An 11447-nucleotide genomic window follows, 5' to 3' on the forward strand; every position below is an offset into this window, starting at 1 on the left:
GCGGCGGTCGCCGCCTATGACCACAGGTTTGAGGAACGGACGGAGCTTCGGCGGTATGAAAATCGGTACGAGTGATCTGGATGTGTCCCCGCTGTGCCTGGGCGGCAATCCTTTCGGCTGGACCGTGGACGAGGAGACCTCGTTCGCCGTGCTGGACGCCTACGCCGAGGCGGGCGGCAACTTCATCGACACGGCCGATCTGTACGGCATCCAGCGCCCCGGCAACCGCGGAGGCGAGTCCGAGACCATCATCGGCCGCTGGATGAAGGCCCGGGGCAACCGGCACCGACTGGTGATCGCCACCAAGGTCGGAGCGATGCCGGGCCTTTCCGACCTGACGCCTGAGACGATCCGGAAGGGGATCGAAGGCTCGCTGCGCCGGCTCGGCACAGATCACGTCGACCTGTACTACGCGCACCTCGACGACCACGGCACCCCTGTCGCCGAGACGCTCGCCGCGTTCGACGCGCTGGTGCGGGCCGGCAAGGTGCGGTACATCGCGGCGTCCAACTTCACCGCGGACCGGCTCGCGGCGTCGCTGGAGACATCGGCGCGCGAGGGGTTCCCGGCGTACGTCGCGGTGCAGATGGAGTACAACCTGGTCGAGCGCGCGAACTATGAACGCAACCTGGCGCCCACCGTGGCCGGCGCCGGGCTTTCGTGCCTGCCGTATGTGGCGCTGGCGCGCGGCTTCCTGACCGGGAAGTACCGTCCCGGAGGACCGGACGTGCAGAGCGCTCGCGCGGCCCAGTGCCGTCCCTACCTGCGCGGTAGGGGCCCGGCCGTGCTGGCGGCCCTGGACAAGATCGCGGCGGCCCATCGCACCACGCTCGCCGCGGTCGCGCTGGCCTGGCTCGCCGCACAGCCCACGGTCGCGGCGCCGCTCGCCGGGGCCCGCAGCCCCGAGCAGCTCGCGGACCTTCTTCCGTTCATGACGCTGCGGCTCACCGCCGACGAGCTCGCCCTGCTGGACGACGCCAGCGCCTGACCACATCAGCATCAGCGCACCCCGAAGAGCATGTCGTCCGCGTAGCACCAGCCCCAGTCCTCGCCGGGCTCGGCCGAACGGATGACGGCGTGCCCGGTCTCGGCGTAGTGCGCCTGGGCATGGCGCTTGGGGGAGGAGTCGCAGCAGCCGACGTGGCCGCACGTCAGGCAGACGCGCAGGTGGACCCAGGTGGTGCCCAGGCGCAGGCATTCGGCGCACCCCGCCGACTGGGGGAGGACCGGGTGGATGAGCGGGGTGTGCTCGCAGCCGTCCCCCTCGGGGACGGTGAGCCGGAACACGCGTGAGGTGTCCAGGCCCTGGCCGTCGGGGTGGGCGCTCGGCAGGCCCAGTTCGGCGTGCACCCGGGACGTCAGCGCCACCGAGCTCGTCAGCTCGGGGTCGACGATGCGGTCGACCCCGGCGTCCGACAGATGCCGGACGGAACCGCGGCCGATGGGACGGCCGACGATGACGGCCTGCGGGTTGAGCTGCCGGGCGAGGGTGGCCACCCGGGCCGTCATCTCGTGTTCGTCGTCCGGAATCACGATCATGCGCGCCTGGGTCACTCCGGCGTGCTGGAGGATCTGCGTCTTGCCCGGATCGCCCAGCACGACGTCATAGGAGAGCCGCCGCGCCTCGGCCGCCCCCTCGGGGCTCAGCGTGACCACCGTGAACGGCATCTCGGTCAGGGCCAGCTCGGCGGCCAGATGGCGGGCGGAGCTGCCGTAGCCGGAGATCAGCACATGGTCCCGCCGTTCGGGCTCGGCGCCGGCCTTGGCCGCGTCCGCGGCATGGTCCGCGGCGCGGCCCGACGGGGGACGCCGGCTCCAGCGGTCGGCCAGCCAGGAACCCGTGCCGCCCAGCAGGGGCGTCGCCGCCATGAGCAGCACGGCCACGGCTATGAAGGCCTGGGAGCCTTCCTCGCCGAGCCCGGCGGGGGACAGGCCCACGGCCGCGCCGGCCCGTTCCAGGACGAAGGAGAACTCCCCGATCTGGACCAGCAGGAGCGCCACGGCCGTCGCGGAGCCCACGCCCAGCCCGAGCGCCCGCGCGGGAAGCCAGGCGGCGGCGGCCTTCACCAGCAGGACCGCGCCCACGCCGGCCGCGACGAGCGGCAGGTTGCTCACGACGAAGGGCAGGTCGAGGAGCATTCCGATGGACACGAAGAACGTGGCGCTGAACAGGATCTGCAACGGCATGATCTCGCCGATGGCGTGGTCGGCGTGGTCGCTCTCGCTGACGACCAGGCCGGCGAGGAACGCGCCGAGGGACACGCTGACGCCGGCGAGGCTGGTGATGAAGGCGGTGCCGAAGCAGATGGCCACGATCGTCAGCAGGAACAGCTCGGGCGAGCACGTCCGGGCGACCAGGGCGAGCAGCGGGGGCATCACCTTGCGCGCGACCACGAGCACCAGGGCGATCACCGCGATGGCGGTGCCGATGGCCCGGACGATGTCCAGGGCCGAGCCGCCGCCCTCTCCCAGGAAGGGGATGACCAGCACCATGACGACGATGGCCAGGTCCTGGAAGAGCAGGAAGGCCAGCGTCGTCTGACCCCGGTCGCTGGTGGTGCGGCCCTGGGCGGCCAGCAGCTTGAGCACGATCGCCGTGGAGGACAGCGACACCAGCATGCCGGTGAACACCCCGACCTGCCAGGGAACGCCGAAGGCGGCCAGCAGGGCGAGCATCAGGCCCGTCGTGAGCAGGACCTGCAGGCCGCCGCCCACCAGGATCAGCCGTTTGATCCGCGACAGCCGGTCGAGGGAGAACTCAAGGCCGATGGAGAACAGCAGCAGGATGACGCCGATCTCCGCGGCGATCTCCACGACATGGGGATCCCCGACCAGGCCCAGGGCGTTCGGCCCGACGATCGCCCCGGCGGCCAGGAATCCGACGATGGGCATGATCTTCGCCCGGAAGGACAGATAACCGGTGACCGCCGCCGCCAATACGAGTGCGACGACCCCTCCGAGGAATTCGACTGCCAACGGGCCCCTCTTCCTGAGACGGTTTGTCGACAACAGCGAGGCACATCCGAAGCCGCGGAGTCAATCGCGTCGATGTGACCTCGTCAAGTCGGCAGTGCGAAGAGCGTGAGGCGGCGGGGCGGCGAATAATTCCGGGGGCGCACTTCGTGAGGTTTATGTTGTGCTTCCCCGCGCCGCCTTCGATGCTTCCGAATATCGAGAAATCCACCGAGTCGACTTGGAGCGATCGTGGCCAATTCTTCGGCCGAGAGCGTCCCACCGGGCAAAACTGAAGTCCTCATCGTCGGAGCGGCGCCCGTCGGCCTCGCGCTGGCCTGCGCCCTGCGCAGCTTGAACGTGGAAACCGTCGTCATCGACCGGCTGACCGAGCCGCTGGTGCACACTCGCGCCGCGGCCATGCAGGCGCGGACCCTGGAGTCGCTTTCCACCATCGGGGTCGACCGGGAGCTCATCGCTCGCGGCAAGCCCACGCCGGCGCTGACGATCAGGGACGGCAAGCACCGCCTGTGGACCACGCCGTACGGGCAGCTGGACACGCCGTACCCCTACATCCTCGTCGTGCCGCAGCCGACCACCGAGGCCGTGCTCGCCGAGCGGTTCCTGGAGATGGGCGGCACCATCCACCGTGACCGCACGCTCGTCGACCTGCGCGAGCAGTATCCGGGCATGATGGCGACGGTGGCCGGCAAGGACGGCGAGCTTCGCGCCATCGAGGCCCGTTATGTCATCGGCTGTGATGGCATGCACAGCACCGTCCGGACGCGCATGGGCATCGGCTGGGAGGGCAACGAACGGCCGCAGAGCTTCGCCCTGACCGAAGTGGTCATGGACTGGCACGGGCCGGACGAGGGCATCGTCTTCTTCTTCTCGCCCGAGGGGCTGCTGGTCGTCGCGCCGTTGACCGGCGAGAACCGCTACCGCATCGTGGCGCTGGAGAGCGACACGACGCCTCCGCAGGATCTGGCCGGCATCCAGCGCCTGCTGGAGACCAGGGGACCGGCCGACGCCGGCGCCGTCGTCCACAAGATCGAGCGGACGTCGAAGTGGCGGGTGGGCCTTCGCCTGGCCGAGACCTTCGGCGGTACCGGCCCGGTCTTCCTGGCGGGCGACGCCGCGCACGTGTACAGCCCGGTCGGCGGCCAGGGCATGAACACCGGCATCCAGGACGCGATCAACCTCGCCTGGAAGCTCGCCGCCGTCATCGACGGCACCGCCTCGCCCAAGCTGCTGGAGACCTACACCGAGGAGCGCCGTCCGGTCGCCGAGGGTCTGGTCGGGATGACCGCGCAGATGACCGACCTTGCGTCGATCACGCACCCGGAGCGGCTGGCGATGCGCAACCACATCTTCTCCGCCATCGGCCAGGTCCCCGAGTTCCCGGGCTGGATGGCGCGCCGCCTCGCCCAGCTGGAGGTCGACTACTACGGAGCCGACCCGCACGCGCCGCAGCCGGCGATCGGCCGGCGGATGCCGCCACGGCCCGGCATGGCCGACGGGCTCCACTGGTCCCTGATGGTCCCCGCCGACGCCGACCTGGTCGCCGTCAAGGAGGCCGCCGAGCAGAGCCGTACGCCCATCACGGTCGGCACTGCCGATCTGCCCCACGCGGTCCTGGTGCGCCCCGACGGCTATGTGGCCCTCACCGCCCCGGCCGCGGAGGCCGCCACGCTGCCCGGCCGGCTGCACGACTGGCTCCAGGACCCGGCCAAGGCGGTGGCGGGCGGATGACCGAGACCTTCAGCCGCCCGGCCGACGCGGCTCCGCTCATGCACGTGGCCATTCTCTGCGCGGACGTGGAGAAGTCGCTGGTCTTCTACCGCGACGGGCTTGGCTTCTCGGCCAGGTACGAGTGGACCAAGTCGACCAGCGAGACCGGCCAGGTCGTCTACGACGGCCACGGGACCTACCTCGAACTGGGTGGTCACACCTACATCGAGCTGTTCCCCGGCGGCACCGACGGCGTGGACTCCTCGTCGGGGCCGATGCACCACATCGCGATCATCGTGCCGGACGTGGACGAGGCGTACCGCAACTGCCTGAAGTCGGGCGGCAGCGCCTTCCCGATGGAATCGTGGACCGGTGAGCCGACGTCGGTCGTCCTCAACGGCGAACCCGAGGTCAAGTGCCGCGTGGCCTTCGTCAAGGGGCCGAGCGGCGAGCTCATCGAGCTGTACGACCAGCGGGGGCCGATCCACTGCCACCTCTGACCGCCGCCCGCGGCGGCTGACGCGATCTTGTACGGCCGGTGACGCCGGCCGTACAAGATGCGGCGGTGGCTCAGTCGCAGGAGGAGGGGCTGGTCGGGAGCACGACCTGGAAGCGGGTCTCTCCGGGAACGGAGGTCACGCGGATGTCGCCGCCGTGCCGGTCGACCACGATGCGGTGGCAGATGTCCAGGCCCAGGCCCGTACCATCGCCCACGGGCTTGGTGGTGAAGAACGGCTCGAAGATCCGGTTGCGGATCTCCGCGGGGATCCCCGGCCCGGTGTCGGCGATCTCGACGCTCAGGCAGCCGCCGTCCCTGCTGGTCGTGATGCTCAGCTTGCCCCCGCCGCCCATCGCGGCGACGGCGTTGTCGATGAGGTTGGTCCAGACCTGGTTCAGCTCGGCGGCGTAGGCGTCGATGGACGGCAGCGAACGGTCGTAGTTCCGCGTGATCTGCACCCCGGAGAGCTTGTGAGCGAGGATCGCCAGCGTGCTGTCGATCAGGGTGTGCACGTTGACGCGCTGCATCGGCCCGCGGTCCATCTGGGAGTACTGTTTGGCCGCGTCGATGAGGTCGCTGATGCGCGTGGTGGCCTCGGTCATCTCCGACAGGAGCTGGTCGATCTCCAGCACGGCCGTCAGCCGGCCGATCGCGACGGCGAGGTCGTCGGGGTGCCGGCGCTCGAAGGAGGCGGCCCATTCGAGGTCGGCTCCCGCGGCCACCAGGATCGGCGCCGCCACCCAGGGGTCGGGGACGCCGCGCCGGGAGAGCCACTCGCCCAGCTCGTCCTCGCGGTCTCCCATCTCCATGAACGAGAGCGTCGACACGCCGGGCAGGTCGTCGGGCAGCTCCAGGGCCTTGGCGACGCGCCCGCGCAGCAGCCTGCTGGCCCGCACGGCCGCCGCGGCCGGGTTGTTCAGCTCGTGCGTCAGTCCCGCGGTGACCGATCCGAGGGCGGCGAGGCGTTCACGTTCGGCCACCCGCTCCTCGCTGGTGCGGATGCCTCTGCTCACTCCCTTGAGGATGTGCATCGGCATCGGGAACCATTCGTTCAGCGCCGTCACGATGTCGGCGACGGGGATCTCGAAGACCCGGCAGCCGGTCATCGCCTGCAATGTGTGCGGATACTTCTGGATCTCGTCGTCGATCACGGCCAGCACGCCGCCCGCGTAGGCGCCGCGATGGTCGCTGCGGTTGATCTCGACCTCGGCGCCGCCCCGCACTCGACGGGTCATCCTTATGGTCCCGTCGAGCAGTACCACGAAGCACAGCGCGGGGTCGCCCTCGATGTAGATGTTCTCGCCCTCGGCATAGGTCTTCTCGCACCCTCGTGCGTTCAACCACGCAAGGCGGCTCTCATCTAGCGACTCGAACAGGAACAGGCTCTTCAGCTCCACGGCGTCCACCAGTCGATGGTAGGCGGCGCGGTCGCGGGCGGGCGGTTTTCGGCCGTACTTCGTCAACTTCACGTAGTGCCGGGAGAATCCCCGGTTTTCTTGCCCATCCCCGATTGGCAGGTCTGTACTGGTGCCAATCCATCATGCCCGGAGGTGCTTCTCGTGGCCGATAGCGCGACCACCAGAAAAGTAGTCACGCAACTTTTCGCGGATGTGCAGAGCGGAAATGTGGAAGGCGTGCTCGGCGCCCTGTCGCCGTCGATCGTCTTCGATCTCCCCGGGAACAGGTTCAACACCGTGGTTCCCAATCTCAAGACCTGGCATGGCATAGAAGGAGTCATCGAGGCCTTCCGCCTCAGGACGCTCTACACGGACGTCACGGATTTCGAGCAGCGCGAGATGATCGTCGAGGGCGACCGGGCCTTCGTGATCAACTGGCAGCGGATCGAGCACAAGACGACCGGGATGGACGCCGACTTCGAGTTCTCCATGGTGCTCACCGTCGGCGACGACGGGCTGATCACCCTCTGGAGGGCGTTCTTCGACTCCTCGCCCGAGGTGGCGATCTTCCGTTCGGACATCGGCGTGCGGATGCTCGCCGAGATCCGCAAGGGCGCCGCCGACAAGGTGGCCGAGATGCTGTCCCAGGGCGCCGACCCCAGCTACCGGGAAGAGGAGACGGGCCTCACCGCGCTGATGATCGCCGCCGGCCGCGGTGACGTGGCCACCGTCCGCGCGCTGATCGACGGCGGCGCCGACGTGCTGACCGCCGACCGCCGCGGCGGCGCGACCGCCCTGCACAAGGCGTGCATGGGCGGCAGCCTCGAGGTGGTCAAGGCGCTGGTCGAGGCGGGCGCGTTCGTGGACGCCGTGGCCGCGACGACCGGGCACACCCCGCTGATGGACGCCCTGTGGTTCAAGTACCCCGACATCGTCGAGTACCTGCTCGACCAGGGGGCCGGCCTGAAGCAGGTCACCCACTACGGATTCCCGCTCAAGGACCACTTCGCCTACGAGCTGAACGTCAACGTCATCGGCAAGGAACGGCTGCTCGAGGCGGAGGAGCACATCAAGCGCCGGCAGCGCCATGACGAGGAGGCCGTCGCCGGGCAGCGGCTCATGGCGGCCGTCACAGAAGGCGACGTGTCGGCGGTCCAGAAGTGCCTCGCCGAAGGCGACAAGGTGGACGAGCGCTTCCCGGTGGTGAACGGTTTCAACGACCTGCACACCCCGCTGCTGGTCGCCGCACGCGACGGGCACACCGAGATCGCCCGGCTGCTCCTGGCCGCCGGCGCGGACGTCAACGCGGTCGAGCCCACGTTCGGCGCGGTTCCGCTGCACAAGGCGGTCTACAACGGCCACCAGGAGCTGACCAGCCTGATCGCCACCTGGCCGGGCGTCGACATCAACTACCAGGGAGCCACCAACGGCTACACGCCGTTGCACGACGCCATCTGGCACGGCTACGAGGAGTGCGCGCGCATCCTGGTCGGCGCCGGAGCGCGGCTGGACCTTCTCGGGCACGACGGCACGACGGCGGTCGACCTGGCGAAGCAGATCTACGGCGATTCCCACGACTTCACCTCGTTCATCCGCGCCGCGGGCGCCAAGTAAAGGAGAACCACCATGTTGTTCTACGTGCAGATGCGATGGAACCACGAGGGCCGCATATCGCTCGACGACCTGTGGGAGGTCGAGCAGGAAGAGGCCGAGCACGCCCAGGAGACGCTCGACTCCGGGTTCTGCGTCGGCATCTGGAAGGTGGCCGCGCAGAAGCGGGTCATCGCGATCATCGAGTCGCCGGACGCCGAGGAGCTCGACCGCACGGCCCTCGGCCGGCTGCCGATGCGGGAGTACCTGGAGTTCGAGGCGGTCTGGCCGCTGCGCGACTACCTGGGATTCGCCGACGACGTCCGCAAGCGCTACAAGGTCTGAACCGGGCCGGAGGGAACAACACCGTGATCCATCAGCTGATCTTCGCCGCCCCGAAGCCGGGAATGAGCGACAAGGAATTCCAGGACTACTGGATCAACGTGCACGCCGTGCGGTACGCGAGCAAGATCCCGCAGATCAGGAAGTACCTGATCGACGCGGTCCTCCCGTTCGAGCCCCTCGGTGAGGAGCCGAAGTGGAGCGGGATCGCCGAGATCTGGCTGGCCAACGAGGAGGAGCAGCTCGCCTCCCTGCAGACCAAGGAGTTCCTGGAGGGCGCCCGGCTCGACGAGCCCCGCTGGGCGGCGTTCTGGCGGACGGTCGTGGTCGACACCGACGCCTATGAGCTGGCCGGCGGCCCGGAGGGGAGCACCGACCCCGCGGGCGTGAAGCTGGTCTTCCTGGTGAAGCGGAAGGAAGGCGTGCCGCTGGCGGAGTTCAGGGAGCGCAGCCGGACCAAGTACGCCGAGCTGGTCGCGGCCGTCCCGGGGCTGCGCCGCTACGTCCAGGGCCACACCCGCGACGGGGCCTACGGCATCGGGGAGGCGCTGCTCGACGGCGCCCACCAGCTCTGGTTCGACAGTGCCGACGCCCTGGCGGAGGCGCTGAAGTCGCCCGAGTTCCGGCGCGCCGAGGAGGAGCTGAAGACGTTCGTGGAACCGCGCTACATCCATCGCATGGCCGTCCAGGAGCACTGGATCATCGGTCCCGAGCCCCGGTCCTAGATCGCGGCGCGCAGGCCGGGGCGCGCGGCGGTCTGCCGCAGCCGGTAGGCCCAGGCGATCGAGGCCAGAGTGACGTGATGGTGCCAGCCACGGAAGGACCGGCCTTCGAACTGACGGAGGCCGGTCTCGTCGCTCATCCGGGCGATATCGTCGTCGGCCCCGTGCCGCAGGTTGATCAGCCCGGTGAGGTCGTAGAGATCGACATGGGTGAGGTTGGTCATCCATACGGACTTCAGCGGCCGGCCGTGGGCGGCCCACTCCATGATCATCTTTCGGTCGTTCGGCAGCGCCGCCCTGCGGTGCCGCAGCAGGAGCGAGGTGAACCGGGATCTGCCCTTCCCGTCCTGCCAGAGCGTCAGGCCCGCGCTGTCGGCGGTGCGCGCCGCCAGGTCGCCCACGGTCATCCCGCCGGTGATGGCCGCGTCCTGGGGGAGGCGGACCAGATAGTGCAGGCCGCGTTCCTCCAGGGCGTGCACCAGTCTCAGGGCCTCGGGGCCCTGTTCGTCCGGCACGATGACGGGAGCGGGCCGCAGGCCCGCGATCGTACGGATCTCGTCGACGCCGTCGAGGACGTGGCGTAGCCGGGGCTGGTGCCTGATCGTGTCGGGGACGCCGGCGAGCGCGCGGCGTTCCTCGTCCTGATCCCACGGCTTGGGCAGCAGGAGCCGCCAGTCCACCGGGCAGGCGCCCGCGTCGCCCGCCAGGAGCACGGTCAGGGCGAGCTGGCAGTTCATCCGCCTGCCCTCCGTGACGGCGAACTGGCGGGTGACGCCGACCGACTTGTCGCCGTTCTTCGGGAACGCCACCTCTCGCACCACCCAGGCGCGGGGACGCAGGGCGGCGGCGACGTCGCGGGCGAGCGCGTGCCGGACCGCGACGTGGTCCCAGGGGCTCTGGTTGACGAACTGCTGCAGGCACTGGTCGGCCGGCCTGCCGGTGATCTGCTCGGCTATGCGGCGCAGCGACTTCCTGCCGGGGACCTCCACCAGACCCCGGATGTACACCTCGCCCCAGCGTCGCTGATCGGAGCGGGGGATCGAAGCCAGCAGGTCATGACAAAAGCGCGCGAGGTCATCCATGCATGGTTCCTCATAATCGACTTTTCCCGTAATTGGCCCCAAATTTGCAGCGCTCGCCGGGAGGGCGGCAATGAGATGCGGGGGACTTCCAGAACTAGCCGAACGCGGGATGAGACTTAGTCAGGTATGGAACGACCTCGTGACCCACAGTGCGCGATCGGCGACGATCCGGAACGTGACTAAGTGCGTCGACCAGCATGTCTAGTTCCGGAAGTCCTGCCATCCGCATTGCGGCCGGTCGCGACCGGCCCGCAGATTTGGAGAAATTACGGCAAATGCGATTCTCAGAGAGGGACTCATGCCGCGCAGGATTTTGGTGATTCTGTCCGAATACGGTTACTGGGGCGAGGAGCTCGTCGGACCGCTGGCGCGTTTCGATGAAAAGGGCTACGAGGTGGCTTTCGCCACGCCGACCGGCGCCCGTGCCCACGCCCTGCCGCCCAGCATGGATCCGGAGTACGTCGACCCTCCGCTGGGGCGGTCGGTGACCACGCCCGAGGTCGCCAAGATGACCAAGGAGCTCGACGAGTCCACCCGGCTGGACAACCCGCTCAGCCTGCGGGACATCCTTCCGGAGCGCCCCTACACCGCCGACGCCGGCTACCTCCGGGCGCTCGAGCGGTACAACCACTCGCTCGCCAGGGTCGAGGAGGAGTTCGTCTCCCAGTACGACGCCCTGCTGATCGTGGGCGGCAGCGGCCCCATCGTCGACCTGGGGAACAACGAGCGCGTCCACGCGCTCATCCTGGGCTTCCTCAAGGCCGGCAAGCCGATCGGCGCCGAGTGCTACGGCGTGACCTGCCTGGCGTTCGCCCGCGACTGGGAGGACCGCAAGAGCATCATCTGGGGCAAGCACGTCACCGGCCACTGCAAGGAGTACGACTACAAGGACGGCACCGGCTTCCTCGGCACCGACTTCGTGATGGGGCCGCCGCCGTACCCGCTGGAGTACATCCTGCGCGACGCCACCGGCCCCGACGGCCGCTACATCGGCAACTTCGGCAAGGAGACGTCGGTCATCGTCGACTACCCGTTCATCACCGGGCGCTCCACCCCCGACTCGTTCCTGACCGGCGAGAAGATCGTGGAGGTCCTCGAGTCGGGCCTGCGCCGATACGGCTGGTGAGCGACT

General features: G+C 69.1%; 10 protein-coding genes. 7 read left to right on the forward strand and 3 right to left on the reverse strand.

What is annotated here, in order from left to right; all coding sequences use genetic code 11:
• Positions 1-55 precede the first annotated feature (55 nt).
• Positions 56-988 carry an aldo/keto reductase gene (locus ACZ6QO_RS21165; protein ID WP_465853028.1) on the forward strand — a complete coding sequence of 311 codons (933 nt, stop codon included), beginning with the start codon at positions 56-58 and terminating at the stop codon, positions 986-988.
• A gap of 11 nt (positions 989-999) precedes the next feature.
• Here the strand turns inward: ACZ6QO_RS21165 and ACZ6QO_RS21170 are convergent, their stop codons facing one another.
• Positions 1000-2976 (reverse strand): cation:proton antiporter domain-containing protein, encoded by a 1977-nt coding sequence (locus tag ACZ6QO_RS21170; protein WP_465853030.1) that lies wholly within the window; start codon positions 2974-2976, stop codon positions 1000-1002.
• Positions 2977-3204: 228 nt separating this feature from the next.
• On the opposite strand from ACZ6QO_RS21170, the gene ACZ6QO_RS21175 reads away from it, so the two are divergent.
• Both ACZ6QO_RS21175 and ACZ6QO_RS21180 read left to right on the forward strand, forming a co-directional pair.
• Entirely contained in the window at positions 3205-4704 is a 1500-nt protein-coding gene (locus ACZ6QO_RS21175) for an FAD-dependent monooxygenase (RefSeq protein ID WP_465853032.1), read from the forward strand.
• Complete coding sequence (locus ACZ6QO_RS21180) at positions 4701-5183, forward strand: VOC family protein (protein WP_465853034.1); 483 nt, start codon at positions 4701-4703, stop codon at positions 5181-5183. The genes ACZ6QO_RS21175 and ACZ6QO_RS21180 overlap by 4 nt, the downstream gene beginning before the upstream one ends.
• Positions 5184-5253: 70 nt before the next feature.
• Here ACZ6QO_RS21180 and ACZ6QO_RS21185 read toward each other — a convergent pair whose 3' ends face one another.
• Positions 5254-6588, reverse strand: coding sequence for an ATP-binding protein (locus ACZ6QO_RS21185; protein WP_465853036.1), 1335 nt, complete (start codon positions 6586-6588; stop codon positions 5254-5256).
• Positions 6589-6741: 153 nt separating this feature from the next.
• On the opposite strand from ACZ6QO_RS21185, the gene ACZ6QO_RS21190 reads away from it, so the two are divergent.
• The 3 genes from ACZ6QO_RS21190 to ACZ6QO_RS21200 are packed head-to-tail and all read left to right on the forward strand — an operon-like array spanning position 6742 to position 9236.
• Positions 6742-8193, forward strand: coding sequence for an ankyrin repeat domain-containing protein (locus ACZ6QO_RS21190; RefSeq protein WP_465853038.1), 1452 nt, complete (start codon positions 6742-6744; stop codon positions 8191-8193).
• Positions 8194-8205: 12 nt separating this feature from the next.
• Complete coding sequence (locus tag ACZ6QO_RS21195) at positions 8206-8514, forward strand: muconolactone Delta-isomerase family protein (protein ID WP_465853040.1); 309 nt, start codon at positions 8206-8208, stop codon at positions 8512-8514.
• Positions 8515-8537: 23 nt separating this feature from the next.
• The gene (locus ACZ6QO_RS21200; RefSeq protein ID WP_465853042.1) at positions 8538-9236 is read left to right on the forward strand and encodes an EthD domain-containing protein; all 699 of its coding nucleotides are present in this window, start codon (positions 8538-8540) and stop codon (positions 9234-9236) included.
• Here the strand turns inward: ACZ6QO_RS21200 and ACZ6QO_RS21205 are convergent.
• Entirely contained in the window at positions 9233-10315 is a 1083-nt protein-coding gene (locus tag ACZ6QO_RS21205) for an IS701 family transposase (RefSeq protein ID WP_465853044.1), read from the reverse strand. The two genes, ACZ6QO_RS21200 and ACZ6QO_RS21205, sit on opposite strands and share 4 nt — an antisense overlap.
• A gap of 316 nt (positions 10316-10631) precedes the next feature.
• On the opposite strand from ACZ6QO_RS21205, the gene ACZ6QO_RS21210 reads away from it, so the two are divergent.
• Positions 10632-11441, forward strand: coding sequence for a type 1 glutamine amidotransferase domain-containing protein (locus ACZ6QO_RS21210; protein ID WP_465853046.1), 810 nt, complete (start codon positions 10632-10634; stop codon positions 11439-11441).
• Positions 11442-11447: the final 6 nt, after the last annotated feature.

This window comes from Sphaerisporangium sp. NPDC049457 (genome assembly GCF_055586705.1).